This is a genomic window from Patulibacter ginsengiterrae (assembly GCF_056269115.1).
In genome coordinates this window covers 427,942-447,605 of record NZ_JBWDOG010000002.1, presented here as the reverse complement: position 1 = coordinate 447,605, position 19,664 = coordinate 427,942, and the positions used below count along the sequence as shown (strand labels likewise).

Sequence of the window (19,664 nt, the reverse complement as noted above, 5' to 3'; positions counted from 1 at the left end):
GCAGCAGTCTATGCGCGCGAACGACCGCGGATGGCGCCGACAGAGTTGCCGGTCGTTTGGAGGTCTGAAACCGGCACGGTGTTCCGTCCCCGGTCCCTTCCTGCGGTTCGGAAGTCGTGGACGCCCGACGCCGCGCACAAACGATCGTTTGACAAGACCTACAGGTCGGTTGTAAGTTCATCGCCGTCAGGTGATCGGCGCCATAGGCGCCGACGCCGACGGGGGAGGGAGGCGACGCTCACCGCGAGCGCCGCTCGCAGGTGCATCGCAGTCCGGGAGAGGGACGGAACCGTGGGAACAGCACGATCAGCAGCAGAGCCCGGAGCGTCGGCGGCGCGGCCGCGCGCCCGGTCGATCGAGTCCCACTCGATCGACCACATCCCGCGCCGCGAGCGCCACGGCAAGGCCTGGCACCAGGCGCCGTTCTGGTTCACCGGCAACTTCGTGATCAGCACGATGGTCGTCGGCTTCGTCGGTCCCGCCCAGGGCCTCGCGCTCGGCTGGGCGATCCTCGCCTCCGCGCTCGGCGCCCTGCTCGGCACCTTCTTCATGGCCTTCCACGCCAACCAGGGGCCGACGATGGGCCTCCCGCAGATGATCCAGTCGCGGGCCCAGTTCGGCGTTCGCGGCGCGTTCCTGCCGCTGCTCGCCGTGCTCTTCGTCTACATCGGCTTCAGCGTCTTCGGGGTGATCCTGGCGACCCAGGCGATCACCACGATCCTGCCCGGCGGCGACGCCGTCTGGTACCCGGTGATGGTGATCGCCGCCGGGTCGATCGCGATCGTCGGCTACGACCTGCTGCACCTGGCGATGCGCTGGCTGACCTACCTGGTCGTCCCGATCTTCGCGGTCGTGACCGTGCTGGCGATCGTCCACCTCGAACCGGGGACCGGGGGCGGCGGGGGCCACGCCGGCTTCGCGCTGAGCCTGTTCCTGGTCCAGTTCGCCGCCTCCGCCGGCTACCAGATCAGCTACGCGGTCTACGTCTCCGACTACTCGCGCTACCTGCCGGCGGAGACGTCGAGCCGCTCGGTGATCGGCTGGACCTACCTCGGCGCCGGGCTCTCGTCGATCTGGCTGATGGCGCTCGGCGCGCTGATCGCCAGCTCGTTCGCGATCCCCGACGCCGTCACGAACCTGAAGCAGGTCGGCGACGAGCTCTTCGGCGGCTTCGGCACCTTCGCCGTGGTGGCCTCGATCGTCCCCTCGGCGGTCGCGATCATGGGCGTCAACGCCTACGGCTCGATGCTGGCCGGGGCCAGCATCCTCGAGGGCTTCGGCGTGGTCCGCCCGAGCGCCCGGATGCGAGTCGTCGGGATCGTGCTCTTCTCGGTCGTGGTCCTGGTGGTGGCCAACGCGCTGCCGACCGACTTCCTGGGCAACTTCAGCAGCTTCGTGACGATGATGCTGTACCTGCTGGTCCCGTGGACGGCGGTCAACCTCGTCGACTTCTACGTCATCCGGCGGGGGCACTACGCCGTCACCGAGCTGTTCTCGCCCAACGGCATCTACGGCCGCTGGGGCTGGCGGGGCCTCGGAGCGTACGTGGCCGGCTTCGCGGCGATGGTGCCGTTCATGTCGACGAGCTTCTTCACCGGTCCGGCGAACGAGGCGCTCGACGGAGCCGACGTCTCGTTCGCCGTCGGCCTGCTCGTCGCCGGCGGCCTCTACCTGCTGCTGATGCGGGGCTTCGATCCCGCCAGCGAGCGGGAGGCGATCGCCCGCAGCGCCGCCCTGCTCGACGAGCCGGAGCCGGCGGCCGACCCGTTGCACGGGCCGCTCCCGGTCGAGCCGGGGTCGGGAGCCGGACGATGAACGCGGTCGTTCGTCGAAGCGGGCGGATCCGCATCCGCACCTGGGCCCCCGCGTCGCCCGTGGAGGAGACGCTGCTGCTGCTGCATCCCGCCAACCTCGGCGGAGGCTGCTGGAGCGCCGTCGCCGAGCGCCTGGCCGAGCGGTTCGCCTGCGTCGCCGTCGACCTCCGCGGTCACGGCGGAGCCGACCGGGGCGGGCCCTACGGGGTCGCCGCCTGGGCCGACGACTGCGCGCCGCTGCTCGACGAGCTCGGCGGTGCGCCGGTCCACCTCGTCGGCGCCTCGGTCGGCGCGGCGATCGCCGTCGAGCTCGCCGCGCGGGCTCCCGAGCGGGTCCGCACGCTGACCGGGATCGGCGGCGCCTACCTGCCCGCGCCCGAGGACTCCGACGAGCTCGTGCGCGAGATCGCCGCGCTCGGTCCCGGCGAGGCACTCCGCCGTCACGTCGTGCTCGACGCGTTGGCCGACGACGCGCCGGAGCAGCTGGCCGCCCGCGTCGCCCGCGACCTGAGCGAGAACGACGGCGCGACCGTGACCGCGATCTGGCGCGCGGCGCTGGCGACCGACGCCCGTCCCGCGATCGAGGCGCTGGCCGACGTCGCCTGCCTGGCGATCGTCGGCGAGCACGACCGGACCTGCCCACCCGACGAGTCGGCGTGGTTCGCCGACGCGACCGGCGGACGGCTGGAGCGGCTGCCCGGCGTCGGCCACCTGCCGATGTACGAGGCGCCCGCGGCGATCGCCACCCTGCTTACCGATCACATCGACCTGCACCCCACGAGGAGCCCGACCAGATGACCAGCACCCCCTACCCCGAGCGCCACGCGCCGGCGGCCGACGTCGACGCGATCCTCCACCTCCACCGTGAGTGGTGGGAGGCCAACCTCGCCTTCGACATCCCGCGGATGCAGACGGTGTTCCCGTCGCCCGGCGAGGAGTACCTGATGTTCAACCTCAACGGCCATCCGTACATCGGGATGGACGAGAAGACCGCGCTGTGGGAGTTCTACGCCCCGCTGCTCGGGACCGCGCACGGCTACGACGTGCGGATCATGCGGCTCGAGGTCGACGGCGACACCGCCTGGCTGGCCTGCGAGGGCCGGTTCGACTGGGACCAGCCCGAGGGCGACGCCTGGACCGCCGACGACGTCGACACCCCGTGGCTGCGGGCGACCGAGATCTACCGCCGCGACGACGGAGGCGGCAAGCCGGAGTGGCGGATGTGGCACACCCACATCAGCCCGGCGCCGATCCCGACCGAACCGCGGCCCGCGTTCGAGGACAGCACCGAGAGCCGCGGGAGCGGCTTCGTGCCGTGGACCCCGATCCCGACCCGCGATGCCTGAGTCGCGCGTGACGCCGAAGATCGGCGTGCTGCTCGGCAGCTCGCAGACGCCGGCCGAGATCCTGACCGCCGCGACCGCCGCCGAGCGGGCCGGCCTCGACGAGCTCTGGGTCGGCGAGGACTACTTCTTCACCGGCGCGATCGCGATCGCCGGCAGCCTGCTGGCGACGACCAGCCTGCCCGTCGGGATCGGGATCGTGCCGGCCGTCTCGCGGCACCCGGCGCTGCTGGCGATGGAGCTGGCGACGCTGGCCGGGATGTACCCGGGGCGGCTCTCGGGCGGGATCGGCTCCGGGGTGCCGGACTGGCTCGACGGCATGGCGCTGCGTCCGCGCTCGCCGCTGGGGTCGGTCCGCAACACCCTCACGGGGGTCCGTGCGCTGCTGGCCGGCGAGCGGCTCGACGTCGAGCACGAGACCTACGCTGCGCGTGACGTGGTCCTCGAGCACCCGCCGGCCTCGCCGCCGCCGCTGTACGTCGGCGCGAGCGGGCCGAAGGCGCTGCGGATGTCCGGCGAGCACGCCGACGGCACGGTCCTGTCGGTGCTCGCCGGCGTCGACTACGTGCGCTGGGCGTGCGAGCGGATCGCCGAGGGCGGCGCTGGCCCGGACCACCGGGTGGTGCTCTACGTGATGTGCGCGGTCGACGACGACCCCGACGTCGCCCGCGAGATGCTCCGCGAGCTGGTCGGCCTGTACCTGCTGACCGGACCGCGCAACCCGCTGAGCGAGGTCCAGGGGATCGCCGACGAGGCCGAGGCGCTCGCCGCCCGCGGCCTCGACGAGGCGATCCCGCTGATCCCCGACGCCTGGATCGACGCGCTGACCGTCGCCGGTACCCCGGAGCAGTGCCGGGCGAAGCTCGAGGCGCTGGCCGAGGCCGGCGCCGACGCGATCGCGCTCTGCTTCCCGCCCGACCAGCCGATCGAGGCGATGATCGAGCGCGTCGCCCACGAGGTGCTCGGCCGATGAGCGGCGACCTGCTGCTGCGCGGCGTCAACGTGCTCGACCCGAGCGGCCGCTTCACCGGGCCGGTCGACGTCGAGGTCCGCGACGGCCTCGTGGCGGCGGTCGGGCGCGACCTGCCCGGTGGGGCGGGGACCGACGCCGCCGGCCTGTTCCTGATGCCCGGCGTGATCGACAGCCACGTCCACCTCGGCTGGAGCGGCTGGGACACGGCCCAGCTGCTCGGGACCTCGATCCAGCGCTGGACGCTGGCGGCGGCCGCCGCGGCCCGTCGGACGCTCGAGGGCGGCGTCACCACCGTCCGCGACGCCGGCGGCGTCGACGCCGGCTTCCGCGACGGGATCGCCGCGGGCCTGATCCCGGGCCCGGCGGTCCAGGCGTCGGTCGTGCTGCTCAGCCAGACCGGCGGGCACGGCGACGGCTTCCTCGCCGGTCCGGGACTCGAGATCAGCTCCCAGTACCTGACCCCGGACTGGCCGGGGCGGCCCGACCTCTGCGTCGACGGGGTCGACGCGATGCGGCGGGTCGTCCGCCAGACGCTGCGGGCGGGGGCCGACTGGATCAAGCTCTGCACGACCGGTGGCGTGCTCTCGCCGCACGACCACCCGACCCAACCGGAGCTGAGCGACGAGGAGGTCGCCGTCGCGGTCTTCGAGGCCGAGCGCCGCGGCCGCGGGGTGATGGTCCACGCCAACGGCGGCGAGGGACTGACCGTCGCCGTCCGCGCCGGGGCGCGCACGATCGAGCACGGCGCCTGGCTGAGCGAGGAGCAGGCGGTCGAGATGGCCCGCCGCGGAACCTGGCTGGTGCCGACGCTGCTGGTGATGCGGGACGCGATCGGCTGGAACCACGAGGGCCGGCTGCCGGACTACGCGGTTCCGAAGGCGGCCGAGCTCGAGGCGGTCTGGGGTCAGGCGGTCGAGCTCGCGCGCGAGCACGGGGTGCCGATCGCGCTCGGCTCCGACGCGCTCAGCGCCGACCAGCACGGCCGCAACCTCGAGGAGATCGCGCTGCTGCACGACGCGGGCCTGGAGCCGCACGAGGCGCTGCTCGCGGCGACCCGTCGCGGCGCCGAGCTGCTCGGGATCGACGCCACCCACGGCCGGATCGCGCCGGGCCAGGTCTTCGACGCGCTGCTGCTCGACGAGGACCCCAGCGATCTCACGGTCTTCCGTCGTCCCGGCACCGTGACCGGGGTCTTCCTGCGCGGCCGGCCGGTCGTGCGGCACCCGCGGCTGGCGCCGGCGGTGGCGGCATGACCTACTCGATCGTCGCCCGTGACCGCGAGACCGGCGAGCTGGGGGTCGCGGTCCAGTCGCACTTCTTCGGCGTCGGCCGGGTCGTCGGCTGGGCCCGTCCCGGCGCTGGCGTCGTCGCCACCCAGGCGTTCGCCGAGGTCTCCTACGGACCGCGGGCGCTGGAGCTGATGGACGGCGGCCTCGCCGCACCCGAGGCGCTGGCGCTGCTGGTCGACGCCGACCACGTGGCCCCGACCCGGCAGGTCGCGGCGATCGACCCCACCGGCCGAGTCGCCGTCCACACCGGAGCGACCTGCGTGCCCGCGGCCGGGCACGCGGTCGGCGACCAGGTCGTCGTCCAGGGCAACATGCTCGCCAACGAGCGGGTCTGGCCGGCGATGCTGGCCGCCTACGAGGCCCACGGCGGCGATCTCGCGGCGCGGCTGCTGGCCGCGCTCGACGCCGGCGAGGGGGAGGGCGGCGACCTTCGCGGACGCCAGTCGGCGTCGTTGCTCGTCGTCCGGGCCGACCCCCGGGAGCGTCCGTGGGAGGCGGTCCGCGTCGACTGCCGCGTCGACGACGACCCCGAGCCGCTGGTCGAGCTGCGGCGACTGGTCGCGCTCAACGGCTTCTACGACCGATTCCTCGCGCTGCTGAGCGAGGAGGGCGTGCTCGGCGGGCCGCTGACCGACGACCGGGCTGCGCTCGAGCGGGCGCTCGACGACCTCGCCGCCGGCCGCGAGCTGCTCGGCGGCAACCAGGAGGCGACGTTCTGGCGCGGTGTCCTGCTGGCCCGCATCGGTCGCGAGGACGACGCGCGCGAGCACTTCACCGCCGCGCTCGCGGTCCGGCCCGAGCTGGGCGAGTTCCTGCGGCGGATGGCGCCCGGGGTGCTGCTCGGCGACCCGGCCGCGGTCCTGGCGCGGGTGCTGCCCGATCCTCCGCCGGCCGCGGGCTTGCGGCCGGCGTAGCGGTCGGCTCAGTGGCTGCGCTGGAGCATCTCGGCCGCGAGGAACGACAGCTCCAGCGCCTGCGTCGTGTTCAGGCGCGGGTCGCAGGCGGTCTCGTAGCGTGAGCCGAGCTGGTCGTGCGAGATCTCCTGGCCGCCGCCGAGGCACTCGGTGACGTCCTCGCCGGTGTGCTCGACGTGGATCCCGCCCGGGTGGGTGCCGAGCGCGCGGTGGACCTCGAAGAAGCCCTTGACCTCGTCGACGACGCGGTCGAAGTGGCGGGTCTTGTGGCCGCTCGGGGACTCCTCGGTGTTGCCGTGCATCGGGTCGCACTGCCAGACCACCACGTGGCCGGAGTCGCGGACCGCCTCGACGATCGACGGCAGCGCGTCGCGGACCTTGTCGTTGCCCATCCGGGCGACGAGGCAGACGCGGCCGTCGACCTTGTCGGGATCCAGCGCCTTCAGCAGCGCGACGGCGTCGTCCGGCGACGTCTTCGGCCCGAGCTTGACGCCGGTCGGGTTCGCGGTCAGGCCGGCGAGCGCGACGTGCGCGCCGTCGATCTGGCGGGTCCGCTCGCCGATCCACTGGAGGTGGGCCGAGAGGTTGTAGAGCCGGTCGCCCTCGAGCCGCAGCATCGCGCGCTCGTAGTCGAGCACCAGCAGCTCGTGGCTGGCGTACATCTCGACCGTCCGCAGCGAGCTGCCGTCGATCCCGCAGGCCGACATGAAGCGGAGGCTGCGGTCGATCTCGTTGGCGACCCGCTCGTAGCGCGTGCCCATCGGCGAGCTGGCCACGAAGTCCATGTTCCACTCGTGCACGTGGTGGAGGTCGGCCATCCCGGAGCCGGCGATCGCACGGGTGAGGTTCAGCGCCGCCGAGGCGTTGGCGTAGGCGCGCAGCATCCGGACCGGATCCGGGCGTCGGCCCTCGGGGGTCGGCTCGAGCGCGTTGACCATGTCGCCGCGGTAGGAGGGCAGGCCGAGCGCGTCGACGTCGGAGCTGCGCGGCTTGGCGTACTGGCCGGCGATCCGCGCGATCTTGACGACCGGCATCGCGGTGCCGTAGGTGAGCACGACGGCCATCTGCAGCAGCGTGCGGATCGTGCCGCGCAGGTGCGCCTCGGTGTTGTCGACGAAGGTCTCGGCGCAGTCGCCGCCCTGGAGCAGGAACGCCTCGCCGCGGGCGACGGCACCGAGCCGCTCCTGCAGCTGGTCGACCTCGGCCGGCAGGGTCACCGGCGGCACGGCCTCCAGCAACGCGCGCACGCGGGCGGTGTAGTCGCTGTCCGGCCACGACGGCTGCTGCAACGCCGGCCGAGCGAGCGCGTCGTCGAGGGCCGTCCGCAGGGCCTCCGGCAGCGGCGGGAGGTTGGGCAGCGAGTCCGCCGGGATGTCGATCGTCCAGGTCACATGCGGGAGCCTACGGATCGCGGCCCGCCGACCGGGCTGGGATCGACGATCGTTCCCCTTCGCGCGCGCACCCGGGCTTGCTCGCGACCAATGCGGAGCCGCCGGTGATCACGTGAGCACCGGGAGGGGGTGGGCAACGACAGGGCGGTCGTCGGGTCGCCTCCGAGGCATCCCGGAGGCGTCTCAGCGAATCCCCGATCGACCTGGCCGGGACCTTCGGCTCCACCCGATCGAGCAGCGCCGCTTGTCCCTTGCTGGCGACTACCCGCTCGTCGGCTCGGCCAACCGGGGGGTCTACCGGCCGACGCCGGGAAGGCCGCCGCTGACGCGTATCGCGCACGTAGGAGGGGGCGCATCGCGCACGTAGGATGGGCGTGATGCCCGAGGAATCGTCCTCCGCCGAGCACCCGCATTCGTGGCTGCAGGAGATCGCCAACGGAGTCGCGCACCACTACAAGGAGGTGCTCGGTCGGGGGCCGACGATCGTGCGCCCCTACGTGCTCGGGGCCGACGGGGTGGTCTGCGTGCTCGAGGGCACCCGCTCGACGGCTGAGAACGCCCTCGCCGAGATCGGCGAGGAACGGCGGCTCCGCGAGACCCGCGTGCTCGTCCAGTACGCCCGTGAGGCCGCGCTGCGTGCCGCTGTCGAAGCGGCGACCGGCCGCCGGGTCCGGACGTACATCAGCGGGCTCAACGCGCTCGACGACACTGCCGTCGACGTGTTCCTGTTCGAGCCCGAGGGCTGACGGGCACCGCTCCGAACACGCGGTTCGCGCTCAGGCGCCGCGCGCCCGCAGCCTGAGGGCGAGGGCGGGGCAGGCGGCGACGGCACGACGTGCGTGCGCGCGGAGGGCCGGATCGTGGGCCTCGTCCAGCACGATCGGGTAGCCCCAGTCGTCGAGCACGATCCCCTCGGGAAGGAGCTCCGCGCAGAGCCCGTGGCCGACGCACGCGATCGGGTCGAGGGCCAGCTCCTGGCTGCCGTCCCGGTCGGACCCCGTGGCCGGCGCCGCGGGGCGGGGGCCGCGGACGCTCACGCGGCCGCCCGCCCACGAGGCGCCGCCCCGACCCGCGGCACGGACGGGGAGCAGACGCGGCAGTGCCGGTGGCCGGCGTGGTCGTGGAGCTCCTCGGCGAACAGCCGGATCCCGCTCTCGACCATCCGCACGCTGCCGGTCGGGTGGGCGCAGGCGCCGCGGCCGTCGACCATCGCCGTCCAGCGCTCGATCCGGTCCAGCTCGTGCGGGCCACCGCGGCCGTCGGCGAGGGCGGTCAGCGCCCCGGCGATCGCGGCGAGCCCGTTGACGCAGGGGCCGCACTGACCGGCGGACTGCTCCGCCATCCAGCCGCCGAGCCGGGCGAGCGTCCGGACCGGGCACGTCGCCGCGTCGAGCGCGACGATCACGCCGGCGCCGACCGATGCCCCGAGCGGTCGGAGCGCGGAGTCGGTCAGGGCAGCGGTCTCGGCCGCATCGACCCAGGCGCCGAAGTAGCCTCCGACCAGCAGCGCGCGAAGGCGCTCGCGGGGACCGCCGGCCCGCGTGAGCAGGGCCGGCAGCGGGAGCCCGACGGTGACCTCGCAGATCCCCGGATGGACGACCGCACCGGAGAGCGTCACCAGCGTCGTGCCGGGCCGCTCCTCGCTGCCGCGTTCCCGGAACCAGGCCGGGCCGTGACGCGCGATCAGGGCGAGGTGGGCGAGCGTCTCGACGTTCTGGACCAGCGTCGGACGTCCGCGGAGCCCGCGCTCGGCGGGGCGCTGGGGCGTCATCCGGGGCTTGGCGGGGCGTCCTTCGAGGTGGGCGAGGACGGCGGTCTCCTCCCCGGCGACATAGCCCGGAGCAGCGGCGTGGAGCCGGATCTGGGGGCCGCTCTCCGCGGCTCGCTGCCGGATCGCGTGCCCGACCACCGCGAGCGTCGCGGTCGGGACGACGACGTGGATCTCGTCGGCAGCGACGGCGTTCGCGGCGAGGACCGCCCCGTCGAGCACCAGCTGCGGTTGGCCGGTGAGCAGCAGCCGGTCCTTGGCCGAGGCCGGCTCGCCTTCGGTGCCGTTGACGACGACCACCGGCGGACGGCGCCGGGAGCCCGCCGCGGCCACCGCCGCGAGCTTGCGGCCGCTCGGGAATCCGGCGCCACCACGACCCCGCAGCCCAGCAGCGGCGACACTCGCGATCAACGCGTCGGCGTCGGCCGGGCCGATCGCCGGCAGCGGGCCGTGGACCGCGCGATGGCGGTCGAGGGTCGTCGTGCCGTCGGGGACGGCGGCGGCCAGCAGTCGGGTGGTCATCGCAGCACCTCGCGGTGGGGAACGTTCGAAGCAGGTACGACCCGCGCGGTCGGCGCGGAGGCGCCGGGCGGTCGGGCGGGAACGGTCAGGCGGGCCCAGACGGCCGCGGCGACCGTCACGCCGCAGGCGACCGCGAGCCAGAGCATCCAGCCCCCGCCGCCGACGTCGGTCCCGATGCCGAGACCGTGGGCGATCGCGACCGGCCAGCAGGCGTAGGCGAGCCAGTGGACCGCCCGCCAGGTCCGGAGACCGATCCGGTTGCGGAGCAAGCTGGTGACGATCAGGGCGAGCAGGAGGTCGAAGCTCAGCGCGCCGAGTCCGAGCCAGAGCGGGCGGTAGCTGCCGGCGAACGGGACCACGGCGTCGACCAGGCGGATCTGGACGTAGCCGTCGATCACGTTGGTGACGATGTGGATCGCCAGCACCACCATCACCAGCAGCGAGGTCGTGCGGTGGAGGTGCTCGACGACGAACCGCGGCGTCCGCCGCGGAGCCCAGCGGCGCTGGTTGGCGATCCCGAGCGCGACGGTCAGGGTCAGGAGCACGAGCGTGACCGCCCCGGTCGCGCGGGAGAGGTACCAGAGCGCCATCAGGCCACCGCCGACGCGGTCCCGTCGGCGGGCCAGCCGCCGACGCAGGTCACGTCGCCGTCGTCGCTCACCAGGCGCGCGGCGACCCCGGCGCGGCGCAGCAGCTCGGGGGCCGCCTCCCCCCGGACGAGCGCGGCCGTGCTCCAGGCGTTGGCGGCCACGCAGCTCGGCGCGGCGACGCTGACGGTCCGCCAGACCGGCGCGACGGGCTCGCCGCTGCGGGGATCGAGGACGTGGTGGACGGTGCGGTCGCCCCGTCGCCAGCGGCGAGCGGTGAGCCCCGAGGTCGCCAGCCCACCGCGCTCGATCGAGACGACCTGCGCCGGGGCGCTGTCGCGGTGGTGGTCGGCGATCCCGACCGGCCAGCCGCCGGCGGGCGCAGGGCCGGCCACGGCGAGGTCGCCGCCGAGGCTGACCAGCACGGCGCCCGCGTCGACGGCGCGCCCGGCGGCGGCCGTGGCCCGGTCGGCGGCGAGCGCCTTGGCGGTCGCGCCGAGATCGAGCGCGACGTCGGGCGGCAGGCCGATCGTCCGGGCGTTGCGGTCGAGCGCGATCCCGTCGATCCCCGGGGCGGGGGCGGCGACGACCGCCGGGCCGTCGGCGGGAACCGCGGCGAGGTCCCGGTCGTAGCCGGCGGCGACGATCGAGCGGCCGACCGTCGGGTCGACGAGCCCGCCGGTCCGGACGCAGACGGCGAGGGCGACCGCGACCGCGTCGAGCAGCAGCGGTCCGACCCGCCGCGGGCCGCGACCCGCGGCGGCGTTGAGCCGGACGAGCTCGGAGCCGTCGCGGAAGCGGCTGCAGGCCCGATCGACCGCCAGCAGCTCGCGCTCGACCGCGATCCGCGCGGCGAACAGCTGGGTCGGGTCGCTGACGACGACCTCGACGCTGGTGCCGAGGGCCCGCCAGCGGGTCACGGCGGTGGTCATGACGCTCCCGAGGTGACGGCCGGCGTCGAGCTCGAGCTCGACGGTGCGCTGGTCCCGCTCGACGAGCTGCCGGCGCTGCTGGTGTCCTGGGCACTGCCGTCGCTGGCGCCGGTCGCGTCCGTCGACGTCGTCCCCCTCGTCGTGGTGTCGGTGGTGGTCGTCGTCCTGGCCTGCCCGGTGTCGGTCGTCGTCACCGGGTTGGCCGTGCCGCCGGGCGAGCCGGTGCTCGTCGCGGCCAGCACGCTGAAGCCGAGCACCAGTGCCGCGCTGGCCCCGACCAGGCTGCGGGTCAGGCGGCGAGAGAGCCGCAGGCCGCGGTCGCGGCGCTGGCCCGCGTCACCCGGTCGCGGCGTTCCGCGGTCGTTGGCGCGGTCGTCGGGGTGCTGCGGGCTGCCGGTCATGGGGCCCATCCTGCGCCGGCTGCCTGTCGCTCAGGTTGGCGTTCGCTGGGAATCGCCTGGGAACGGGTCGGCCCGGTTGCCAGGACGCGCGCCGAGCGCGAGGCTGGGGGAGAGCGACACCCACCGCACCTGCCCTGAGGAGTCCGTCATGTCGTCCGCCGCGCCCGAAGACCGAGGCCAGGGCCCGCCCGAAGGCGCGAGCGACGCCGGGCCGGCGGGAGCCCGTACGGCGCCGACGACCACCCGGCGCACGCTCGCGGACGGCGAGACGATCGTCCTGCGCGAGGTGACGCCGGCCGACGAGCAGCTGCTGCTGACCCTGCTGGAGCACGTGACCGGCGAGTCGCGCTGGCTGCGGTTCTTCACCGGCGGGGCGGACATCCGCCGGGCCGCCGCCGAGGAGGCGCGCTGCGACGAGGCACGGCTGGGCGTGCTCGCGCTCTCCGCCGACGACAGCCGGATCCTCGGCCACGGCATGTGCTTCCCGGCCGGCGGCGTGACCGCGGAGATCGCCTTCGAGGTCGCCGACGGCTACCACCGACGCGGGATCGGCGGAACGCTGCTCGAGTACCTGACCCAACGGGCGCGGGAGGTCGGGTACCGCGAGCTGGTGGCCGAGATCCTGCCGAGCAACCGCGACATGATCGACCTGCTGATCGCGTCCGGACTGCCGCTCCGGAATCGGACCCGCGACGGCGTCCGGCACGTGTCGATCCCGCTCGATCCGCCCGCCGAGGGTCCGCCGGAGGCCTGACGGACGCCGGTCGCCGCCGAGCGCGGGCGGAGACTACGGAGCCCGTACCGGAGAAGGCCCGGATGGCACCGTCCGGCGCACCCGCGACGGTGCGGGGGCGGCACCCCGCCGCGCCGTCCCCCGAAGGAGCCGGACCATGAAGGCCGCCGTCGTTCACCGCTTCACCGAGCCGCTGCGACTCGAGGACCTCCCCGTGCCCGACCCGGGGCCGGAGCAGGTGCTGGTCCGGGTCGAGGCCTCGGGTCTCTGCCACACCGACATCCACGCCGCCCACGGTGACTGGCCGGTCAAGCCCGAGCCGCCGTTCGTGCCCGGCCACGAGGCGGTCGGGACCGTCGAGCGGGTCGGTCCGGGCAACGCCCACGGGGTCGAGGTCGGCATGCGGGTCGCGGTCCCGTGGCTGGGCTACGCCTGCGGTGACTGCCGCTACTGCAACTCCGGCCGCGAGACGCTCTGCGAGCGGCAGCAGAACACCGGCTACTCGGTCGACGGCGGCTTCGCCGAGTACGTCGTCGGCTGGGCACGCCACGTCGTGGCGGTGCCGGACGGCGTCGATCCCGCCGACGCCGCACCGCTGACCTGCGCCGGGGTGACGACCTACAAGGCGGTCAAGGAGTCGGGCTGCACGTCGTCGAGCCTGGTCGCCGTCTTCGGGGTCGGCGGGCTCGGCCACATGGCGGTCCAGTACGCCCGGATCACCGGCGCCGAGGTGGTCGCGGTCGACATCAACCCCGAACGGCTGAAGACCGCCACCGAGCTCGGTGCCGAGCACGTGGTCAACCCGCTCGACGAGGATCCGATCGCGGCGATCCAGGCGCTCGGCGGGGCCGACGCCGCGATCGCCACCGCGGTCAACCCGAAGGCGTTCGAGCAGGCCCTCGGCTCGCTGGCCCGCGGGGGCACGCTCGTCTGCGTCGGTCTTCCGGCCGACAACCTGATGGACGTGCCGATCTTCCAGACCGTGCTCGGCGGCCTGACCGTCAAGGGCTCGATCGTCGGCACCCACCAGGACCTCGTCGACGTCTTCGACCTCCACCGCCGCGGCCTGACCCGCGTCGAGCGCTCCGACGCCCGGCTCGAGGACGTCAACGCGGCGATAGCCGCGGTCCTCGACGGCAGCGCGGGCACCGCCCGGACCGTCTTCCGGCTGGTGCCGGCGGCGGCCCCGGCCGACTAGCCGGAGGCGGCCGCACCGGGCCGCCGGCGTGCCCCGCGACCGCCCGATCCGGTCGGGCGTCGCGGCCGTTCGGGCCGGCCGTCGCTCAGACCGAGACGGTCTTCCAGGCGGCGTCGGCGAGCAGGGCGGCGTGCTCGCCAGGACCGGGCTGGTCGGCGGGGCCCTGCATCCAGAGGTCGCAGACGTCGCGCGCCGCGCCCAGCCAGAGCGCGTGGACGAGCACCGGCGGCAGCGCCCGCAGGCTGCCCGCCTCGGCGTGGCGCGCCCACCAGCCGGCGAGCTCGGCGAAGAACGGCCGGTTGAGCGCCCGCCGCCGCTGCCAGCCGTCGGCGCGGTCGCGGGTCGGTCCGGGCTCGCGCAGGACGATCGCCTCGGGCCGGTGCTGCTCGTGCCAGGTGAGGTACGCGGCGACCCCACCCTCGATCCCGGCCCGTGCGTCCGGCGCGCCGTGCACCGCCTCGAGCAGGGCGTCCTGGTGGCTGGACAGCGCGCGCAGCCAGGCGCCGTCGAGCAGCGCCTGACGGTCGGGGAAGTGGTGGTAGACCGCGCCCACGCTGACCCCGGCGTCGGCGCGGACCCCGGCGATCGAGACCGACGCGGCCCCGGTCGCGGCGATCCGGGCGACCACCGCGTCCAGCAGTCGCTCGGCGGTGGTGGCGCTCTCCGTCATGCCCGAACCATATTCGGTCGAGGCGGCCGCACCGGCCCGCTGAAGCCGTCGGAGACCGGCCGGCCGATCCCGTACGTCGACCAGGTCGCGCTCGGCCTCGACGACGAGGCCCGCACGCTCTACCTCGACGGCAACGCCCGCGGGTCTTCCGGCTGGGGGAGCCGCGCTCCGGCTGAGCTGCGTCCGGCCTGGGCGACCGCGACGGCTGCGGTGGCCTGCTTGCTTGACAGGCCCCGGTGTGCACGAGAAGGTACGCCGCGGTTCAGCTCGTTTCAAATCGCGGAGGCACACATGTCGGGGCCGTTGAAGGGGGACCCTGCGTCCTCCGATGTCGCAGGGGTCGTGCGGGGGCTGATGCCGCAATTGCAGCGGGACCTCGCCGCGCTGGTGCGGATACCGTCGATCTCCGCGCCCGGGTTCCCGGAACCACGAGGACCGATCGTGGAGGCCCACGAGCTGGTCAGCGCGCTGCTGCGGGACGCCGGCGTCGCGAACGTCGGAACGTTGGAGCTGCCCGACACCGCCCCGATCGTGATCGGCGAGATCCCGGCACCGCCGGGCGCGCCGACGGTGCTGCTCTACAGCCACTACGACGTGGTGCCGGCCGGCGACGAGGCGGCCTGGTCGTCGCCGCCGTTCGAGGCGACCGAGCGCGACGGCGCGATCTTCGGCCGCGGGGCCTCGGACTCCAAGGCCAACGTGATCGCCCACGTCGGCGCCCTGCGCGCCTGGGGTGGACGGCCGCCGGTCGGGATCAAGCTCGTGATCGAGGGCCAGGAGGAGGTCGGCGGCGGCGCGCTGACGACCTACCCGCTCAGCGATCCCGAGCGGTTCCGCGCCGACGCGATGCTGATCGCCGACATGGGCAGCGTGCGCCCGGGCGTCCCGACCCTGACGGTCGCCCTGCGCGGGATGGCGATGGTCACGATCGAGGTCACGACCCTCGCCGGGCCGAAGCACAGCGGCCAGTACGGCGGGGCCGCCCCGGACGCGCTGGTGGTCGTGCTGCAGGCGCTGGCCTCGCTCCACGACGAGCGCGGCGACGTCGCCGTCGAGGGCCTTCTGCGGGAGCCGTGGACCGGTGCCGGCTACAGCGAGGAGGAGTTCCGCGAGCTGGCCGAGGTCCGTCCCGGGCTGCCGCTGATGGGCACCGGCGACCTCGGATCGCGGATCTGGTCGGGGCCGGCGATCACCGTCACCGGGATCGACGTCCCGTCCGTCGACGGGGCGCTGAACGCGGTCGCCGCGCACGCGCGGGCGAAGATCAACCTGCGGGTCCATCCGGCCCAGGACGCGACCGAGGCGCAGGCGGCGCTGGTCCGCCACCTGCGGGCGCTGCGGCCGTTCGGCATCGAGCTCGACGTCCAGCCGGGCGAGACCGGCAACGGCTTCGCCGCCGACCCGTCCGGCCCCGCCTACGAGGCCGCCCGCGATGCGCTCGCGGCGGCCTGGGGCGCCGAGACCCAGAGCGCCGCGACCGGCGGCTCGATCCCGCTCGTCAACGCGCTCCAGGCCGCCGTGCCGGAGGCCGAGATCCTGCTGCTGGGCGCCACCGACGGCTACAGCAACATCCACGCTCCCAACGAGCGGGTGCTGCTCGACGAGCTCGAGAAGGCGATCGTCGCCGAAGCCGCGTTCCTCGGGCGCTTCGCCGCCGCGACGCAGGGCACCGCATGAGCGGCGCTGCGGTCTCCGCACCAGGGGGACCCGGCGCAGGGGAGGCGCCGAAGAAGACGTTCTCGCAGCGGATGCTGGACGGGATCGAGCGGGTCGGCAACAAGATGCCGCACCCAGCGATCCTGTTCCTGGCGCTGTGCGTGATCATCATCGTGCTCTCCCAGGCGCTGAACTGGATGAACGTCGAGGCGACCTACGAGTCGGTCACCCCGCCGCCGGTCGCCACCCAGGAGCAGTACTACGGGGGCTCGGTGGTGCCCTCCGACGTCGGCGCGACCCAGCCGCAGCCGGCGAAGAGCTACGAGGTCCACACCGAGACGACCTCGGTCAAGGGCCTCCTGACGGCCGACGGGGTGCGGTACCTCTTCACCTCGTTCGTCGACAACTTCCGCAACTTCGCGGCGGTCTCGATCATCCTGATCGTGATGATCGGGGTCGGGCTGGCGGAGGCGGCCGGGCTGATCGGGGCGCTGATCCGGAAGCTGGTAGCGGTCTCCTCCAACCGCACCCTGACGCTGATCATCGTGCTGCTCGGAATGCTCTCGAGCGTCGCCTCCGATGCGGGCTATCTGGTCCTGATACCCCTAGGCGCGGCGGCCTTCCGGAGCGTCGGGCGGCATCCGCTGGCGGGCATGGCCGCGGCGTTCGCGGGCGTGGCCGCCGGCTTCGGCGTCAACTTCCTGATCACGCCGATCGACGGGGTCCTGACCGAGATCACCAACGAGGCGATCGCGCTCGTTGAGCCGGGCCGGACGATCGACCTCGTCTCGAACCTCTACTTCGGGATCGGCTCGACGATCTTCGTCGTGATCGTCGTGACGATCGTGACCGCCCGCTTGGTCGAGGGCCGCCTCGGCACCTACGATCCGGCGGCGGCCGGCGACGGCCCGGGTGACGCGACCGGCGACGAGCCCGAGGTCGAAGCGGCCGACGAGGCCCGCGGCCTGCGCTACGCCCTCTGGGGCACCGTCGCGGTGGCGATCGCGATCGTGCTGCTGACCGCGATCCCCGGCGCGCCGTTGCGCAACCCGGAGACCGGCAAGGTCATCGGCGACTCGCCGTTCATGGACAGCCTGATCGTGATGATCACGCTGGTCTTCTTCGTGGCGGGCCTCTGCTACGGCAAGGGCGCGGGGACGCTGAAGAGCAGCACCGACGTGATCAACGCGATCACCAAGTCGTGGGCGGGGCTGGCCGGGCTGCTGCTCCTGTTCCTGCTGGTCGCGCAGTTCATCGCGTACTTCAACTTCAGCAACATCCCGCAGGTCGCGGCGGTCAAGCTCGGCGACGTCCTCGAGCAGATGGACATCGGCTCGGTCTGGCTGCTGATCGGCGTGATCCTGATCACCGCGGTGGTGAACTTCATCATGCCCCAGGCGATCGCCAAGTGGGCGTTGCTGGCGCCGATCTTCATCCCGCTCTTCATCCGCCTCGGGATCGAGCCGCAGACGGTGCTGGCCGCCTACCGGGTCGGGGATTCGCCGACCAACGTGCTCACGCCGCTGATGGTCTACTTCCCGCTGGTGGTCGTGTACGCGCAGCGCTACGACAAGCAGGCGGGGATCGGCACGGTGATCTCGTTGATGCTGCCGTACGCGATCGTGCTGACGGTCGCCTGGACGCTGTTCTTCGTCGCCTGGTACCTGCTCGGGATCCCGCTGGGCCCCGGCGCTCCGGTCTAGCCGTCGGCGTCGGCCGGCTCTGGCGACCCGGGCGAGCACCGTGCTCGCCGGATCGCTGGCGCCGGCCGACGGCAGGCTCCTATGATCGGGACATGCCGCATCCGTCCGAGCACGCGCCGGCCGCCCGGCCGCTGGGCCCCGCGGAGGCCGAGGAGCTGGCCGGCACCCTCCAGGCGTTCGCGACCTCGAGCCGCCTGCGGCTGCTGTGGGCGCTGCTGGACGGCGAGCGGCCGGTCGACGAGCTGGTCCAGGAGGTCGGTCTGACGCAGAGTGCGGTCTCGCACCAGCTGCGGCTCCTGCGCGACGCGAAGCTGGTGACCGCATCGAAGTCCGGACGCCAGGTGCTGTACCGGCTGCGCGACCATCACCTGCCCGAGCTGCTGACGGCGATGCGGTACCACCACGAGCACGTGATCAGCGCCGACGAGCCGCCGGCGCCGGAGCTCGCGGCGACCGACCCGGCCGCTGCCGGCTCGCGCTGATCGGTCGCGCCGGGCCGTGCCGCTCGGCCCGCGGGCACGGCCAGAGCCGTGCGGCCACGAGCACCGCCAGGCCGGCGACCACGGCGAGGACCAGTGCGACCGCGTCCAGCCCGAGCACCGATCCGAGCACGCCGGCGACCGGGTAGGTCAGGAGCCAGCAGGCGTGGGAGAGCGAGAACTGGGCGGCGAACAGCGCCTGACCGTCGCCCTCGGAGATCGACTGCTGGACCAGGTAGCCGGACGGCGTCTCGACCAGCGCGAGCCCGATCCCGAGCAGGATCCAGACCGCCAGCAGCGCCGCGTAGCTCGGCAGGACCGCCGTCAGCACCAGGCCGAGCGGCAGCAGCGCTCCGCCGGCCAGGACCGTCGTCCGGTCGCCGAGCCGGTGGAGGATCCTGGGGACCAGCAGCGCGGTCGCCATCGACCCGAGGCCCGCCGCCCCGAGCGCGACCGCGACGTCGCTGCTGGCCCCCCGGTCGAACTGGTCGCGGACGACGACCACGGTGTTGACGAGCACCATCGCGCTGGCCGCCGCGACCGCGACGTTCAGGGCCAGCAGGGCCCGCAACCGTGGGACCCGCAGGTAGCGGCGGATGCCGAAGCTCAGCCGGGCCCAGACCGTCCCGACCCGCGAGCGGGCCGCGGGGGAGGCAGCGGGGAGGGCGATCGAGAGGACGAGGGCCGCCGAGAGCACGAACGCCACGCCGTTGGCGGCGAAGAGCGCGTGGTAGCTGACGAGCAGCAGCGCCGCGGCGGCGAGCGCCGGGCTGAGCAGGTTCTCCAGCTCGTAGGCGACCCGTGAGAGGGAGAGCGCGTGGACGTAGCGCTGCTCGTCCGGGAGCACGTCGGGGATCGCGGCCTGGAAGGTCGGGGTGAAGCCGGCCGAGCAGGCGTTGAGGACGAAGATCAGCACGAAGACCTGCCAGACCTCGTTGACGAACGGCATCGTGAACGCGCACGCCGCGCGGAGCAGGTCGAGCGTGATCAGCAGCCGTCGCCGCTCGACGTGCTGGAGGAACCCCGAGACGACCGGCGCGACCACCACGTAGGCGACCATCTTGAGCGCGAGCGCGATGCCGACCACGACCCCGGCGTTCCGCTCGGCCAGGTCGTAGGCGAGCAGCGACAGCGCGACGGTCGTCAGGCCGGTGCCCAGCAGCGCGATCACCTGGGCCGAGAACAGCCGCCGGTAGACCGGATCGGCCAGCGGCGATCGCGCGCGTGTCGCCTGCCTCCACATATGCACAATCGTACATATGTATCTGGCCGGCCTGCCGACGACCGGTGG

The 19,664-nt window shown here is 74.0% G+C and carries 20 protein-coding genes; 12 read left to right on the top strand and 8 right to left on the bottom strand.

Features of this window, described 5'->3' with window-relative positions:
* The first annotated feature begins 291 nt into the window (after positions 1–291).
* The 6 genes from ACVUH9_RS05515 to ACVUH9_RS05490 are packed head-to-tail and all read left to right on the top strand — an operon-like array spanning position 292 to position 6,333.
* Positions 292–1,815, top strand: coding sequence for a purine-cytosine permease family protein (locus ACVUH9_RS05515; RefSeq protein ID WP_475754730.1), 1,524 nt, complete (start codon positions 292–294; stop codon positions 1,813–1,815).
* Positions 1,816–1,874: 59 nt separating this feature from the next.
* The gene (locus tag ACVUH9_RS05510; RefSeq protein ID WP_475754728.1) at positions 1,875–2,612 is read left to right on the top strand and encodes an alpha/beta fold hydrolase; all 738 of its coding nucleotides are present in this window, start codon (positions 1,875–1,877) and stop codon (positions 2,610–2,612) included.
* Complete coding sequence (locus tag ACVUH9_RS05505; RefSeq protein WP_475754726.1) at positions 2,609–3,160, top strand: YybH family protein; 552 nt, start codon at positions 2,609–2,611, stop codon at positions 3,158–3,160. Before ACVUH9_RS05510 ends, ACVUH9_RS05505 begins: the two co-directional genes overlap by 4 nt.
* Positions 3,153–4,130 (top strand): LLM class flavin-dependent oxidoreductase, encoded by a 978-nt coding sequence (locus tag ACVUH9_RS05500; RefSeq protein WP_475754725.1) that lies wholly within the window; start codon positions 3,153–3,155, stop codon positions 4,128–4,130. The genes ACVUH9_RS05505 and ACVUH9_RS05500 overlap by 8 nt, the downstream gene beginning before the upstream one ends.
* The gene (locus ACVUH9_RS05495; RefSeq protein WP_475754723.1) at positions 4,127–5,383 is read left to right on the top strand and encodes a metal-dependent hydrolase family protein; all 1,257 of its coding nucleotides are present in this window, start codon (positions 4,127–4,129) and stop codon (positions 5,381–5,383) included. The genes ACVUH9_RS05500 and ACVUH9_RS05495 overlap by 4 nt, the downstream gene beginning before the upstream one ends.
* The gene (locus ACVUH9_RS05490; RefSeq protein ID WP_475754721.1) at positions 5,380–6,333 is read left to right on the top strand and encodes a DUF1028 domain-containing protein; all 954 of its coding nucleotides are present in this window, start codon (positions 5,380–5,382) and stop codon (positions 6,331–6,333) included. The genes ACVUH9_RS05495 and ACVUH9_RS05490 overlap by 4 nt, the downstream gene beginning before the upstream one ends.
* Before the next feature lie 8 nt (positions 6,334–6,341).
* Here ACVUH9_RS05490 and ACVUH9_RS05485 read toward each other — a convergent pair whose 3' ends face one another.
* Positions 6,342–7,724 (bottom strand): class II 3-deoxy-7-phosphoheptulonate synthase, encoded by a 1,383-nt coding sequence (locus ACVUH9_RS05485; protein ID WP_475754719.1) that lies wholly within the window; start codon positions 7,722–7,724, stop codon positions 6,342–6,344.
* A 377-nt stretch (positions 7,725–8,101) separates the two neighbouring features.
* On the opposite strand from ACVUH9_RS05485, the gene ACVUH9_RS05480 reads away from it, so the two are divergent.
* Positions 8,102–8,470, top strand: a complete 369-nt coding sequence (locus tag ACVUH9_RS05480; protein ID WP_475754717.1) for a Na-translocating system protein MpsC family protein — start codon at positions 8,102–8,104, stop codon at positions 8,468–8,470.
* 30 nt (positions 8,471–8,500) lie between these two features.
* Here ACVUH9_RS05480 and ACVUH9_RS05475 read toward each other — a convergent pair whose 3' ends face one another.
* From ACVUH9_RS05475 to ACVUH9_RS05455, 5 genes are read right to left on the bottom strand one after another with little or no spacing between them, the layout of a single operon-like run.
* Complete coding sequence (locus ACVUH9_RS05475) at positions 8,501–8,761, bottom strand: ferredoxin (RefSeq protein WP_475754716.1); 261 nt, start codon at positions 8,759–8,761, stop codon at positions 8,501–8,503.
* The gene (locus ACVUH9_RS05470; RefSeq protein WP_475754714.1) at positions 8,758–10,014 is read right to left on the bottom strand and encodes an NADH-ubiquinone oxidoreductase-F iron-sulfur binding region domain-containing protein; all 1,257 of its coding nucleotides are present in this window, start codon (positions 10,012–10,014) and stop codon (positions 8,758–8,760) included. The genes ACVUH9_RS05475 and ACVUH9_RS05470 overlap by 4 nt, the downstream gene beginning before the upstream one ends.
* Positions 10,011–10,604 carry a ferric reductase-like transmembrane domain-containing protein gene (locus ACVUH9_RS05465; RefSeq protein WP_475754712.1) on the bottom strand — a complete coding sequence of 198 codons (594 nt, stop codon included), beginning with the start codon at positions 10,602–10,604 and terminating at the stop codon, positions 10,011–10,013. Before ACVUH9_RS05465 ends, ACVUH9_RS05470 begins: the two co-directional genes overlap by 4 nt.
* Complete coding sequence (locus ACVUH9_RS05460) at positions 10,604–11,533, bottom strand: FAD:protein FMN transferase (protein ID WP_475754711.1); 930 nt, start codon at positions 11,531–11,533, stop codon at positions 10,604–10,606. Before ACVUH9_RS05460 ends, ACVUH9_RS05465 begins: the two co-directional genes overlap by 1 nt.
* Positions 11,530–11,934 (bottom strand): hypothetical protein, encoded by a 405-nt coding sequence (locus ACVUH9_RS05455; RefSeq protein WP_475754709.1) that lies wholly within the window; start codon positions 11,932–11,934, stop codon positions 11,530–11,532. The genes ACVUH9_RS05460 and ACVUH9_RS05455 overlap by 4 nt, the downstream gene beginning before the upstream one ends.
* 148 nt (positions 11,935–12,082) lie before the next feature.
* Between ACVUH9_RS05455 and ACVUH9_RS05450 the strand changes: the two genes are divergently transcribed.
* The gene (locus ACVUH9_RS05450; RefSeq protein WP_475754707.1) at positions 12,083–12,688 is read left to right on the top strand and encodes an N-acetyltransferase family protein; all 606 of its coding nucleotides are present in this window, start codon (positions 12,083–12,085) and stop codon (positions 12,686–12,688) included.
* A gap of 136 nt (positions 12,689–12,824) precedes the next feature.
* Entirely contained in the window at positions 12,825–13,865 is a 1,041-nt protein-coding gene (locus tag ACVUH9_RS05445) for an alcohol dehydrogenase catalytic domain-containing protein (protein ID WP_475754705.1), read from the top strand.
* A gap of 85 nt (positions 13,866–13,950) precedes the next feature.
* Here ACVUH9_RS05445 and ACVUH9_RS05440 read toward each other — a convergent pair whose 3' ends face one another.
* On the bottom strand, positions 13,951–14,535 hold the full coding sequence (locus ACVUH9_RS05440; RefSeq protein ID WP_475754704.1) for a TetR/AcrR family transcriptional regulator: 585 nt from the start codon (positions 14,533–14,535) through the stop codon (positions 13,951–13,953).
* A gap of 291 nt (positions 14,536–14,826) precedes the next feature.
* On the opposite strand from ACVUH9_RS05440, the gene ACVUH9_RS05435 reads away from it, so the two are divergent.
* From ACVUH9_RS05435 to ACVUH9_RS05425, 3 genes are all read left to right on the top strand, one after another.
* Positions 14,827–16,212, top strand: a complete 1,386-nt coding sequence (locus ACVUH9_RS05435) for a M20/M25/M40 family metallo-hydrolase (RefSeq protein WP_475754702.1) — start codon at positions 14,827–14,829, stop codon at positions 16,210–16,212.
* Positions 16,209–17,894, top strand: a complete 1,686-nt coding sequence (locus tag ACVUH9_RS05430; RefSeq protein WP_475754700.1) for an AbgT family transporter — start codon at positions 16,209–16,211, stop codon at positions 17,892–17,894. Before ACVUH9_RS05435 ends, ACVUH9_RS05430 begins: the two co-directional genes overlap by 4 nt.
* Positions 17,895–17,986: 92 nt before the next feature.
* Positions 17,987–18,376, top strand: a complete 390-nt coding sequence (locus ACVUH9_RS05425; protein ID WP_475754698.1) for an ArsR/SmtB family transcription factor — start codon at positions 17,987–17,989, stop codon at positions 18,374–18,376.
* Here the strand turns inward: ACVUH9_RS05425 and ACVUH9_RS05420 are convergent.
* The gene (locus ACVUH9_RS05420) at positions 18,309–19,616 is read right to left on the bottom strand and encodes an MFS transporter (protein WP_475754696.1); all 1,308 of its coding nucleotides are present in this window, start codon (positions 19,614–19,616) and stop codon (positions 18,309–18,311) included. The genes ACVUH9_RS05425 and ACVUH9_RS05420 overlap by 68 nt on opposite strands.
* Positions 19,617–19,664: the final 48 nt, after the last annotated feature.

Coding starts and splice junctions, on each gene's coding strand:
- ACVUH9_RS05420 (WP_475754696.1), bottom strand. CDS start 19,616: ATGTGGAGGCAGGCGACACGCGCGCGATCGCCGCTGGCCGATCCGGTC.
- ACVUH9_RS05500 (WP_475754725.1), top strand. CDS start 3,153: ATGCCTGAGTCGCGCGTGACGCCGAAGATCGGCGTGCTGCTCGGCAGC.
- ACVUH9_RS05430 (WP_475754700.1), top strand. CDS start 16,209: ATGAGCGGCGCTGCGGTCTCCGCACCAGGGGGACCCGGCGCAGGGGAG.
- ACVUH9_RS05425 (WP_475754698.1), top strand. CDS start 17,987: ATGCCGCATCCGTCCGAGCACGCGCCGGCCGCCCGGCCGCTGGGCCCC.
- ACVUH9_RS05465 (WP_475754712.1), bottom strand. CDS start 10,604: ATGGCGCTCTGGTACCTCTCCCGCGCGACCGGGGCGGTCACGCTCGTG.
- ACVUH9_RS05495 (WP_475754723.1), top strand. CDS start 4,127: ATGAGCGGCGACCTGCTGCTGCGCGGCGTCAACGTGCTCGACCCGAGC.
- ACVUH9_RS05505 (WP_475754726.1), top strand. CDS start 2,609: ATGACCAGCACCCCCTACCCCGAGCGCCACGCGCCGGCGGCCGACGTC.
- ACVUH9_RS05460 (WP_475754711.1), bottom strand. CDS start 11,533: ATGACCACCGCCGTGACCCGCTGGCGGGCCCTCGGCACCAGCGTCGAG.
- ACVUH9_RS05445 (WP_475754705.1), top strand. CDS start 12,825: ATGAAGGCCGCCGTCGTTCACCGCTTCACCGAGCCGCTGCGACTCGAG.
- ACVUH9_RS05490 (WP_475754721.1), top strand. CDS start 5,380: ATGACCTACTCGATCGTCGCCCGTGACCGCGAGACCGGCGAGCTGGGG.
- ACVUH9_RS05435 (WP_475754702.1), top strand. CDS start 14,827: ATGTCGGGGCCGTTGAAGGGGGACCCTGCGTCCTCCGATGTCGCAGGG.
- ACVUH9_RS05455 (WP_475754709.1), bottom strand. CDS start 11,934: ATGACCGGCAGCCCGCAGCACCCCGACGACCGCGCCAACGACCGCGGA.
- ACVUH9_RS05450 (WP_475754707.1), top strand. CDS start 12,083: ATGTCGTCCGCCGCGCCCGAAGACCGAGGCCAGGGCCCGCCCGAAGGC.
- ACVUH9_RS05440 (WP_475754704.1), bottom strand. CDS start 14,535: ATGACGGAGAGCGCCACCACCGCCGAGCGACTGCTGGACGCGGTGGTC.
- ACVUH9_RS05480 (WP_475754717.1), top strand. CDS start 8,102: ATGCCCGAGGAATCGTCCTCCGCCGAGCACCCGCATTCGTGGCTGCAG.
- ACVUH9_RS05470 (WP_475754714.1), bottom strand. CDS start 10,014: ATGACCACCCGACTGCTGGCCGCCGCCGTCCCCGACGGCACGACGACC.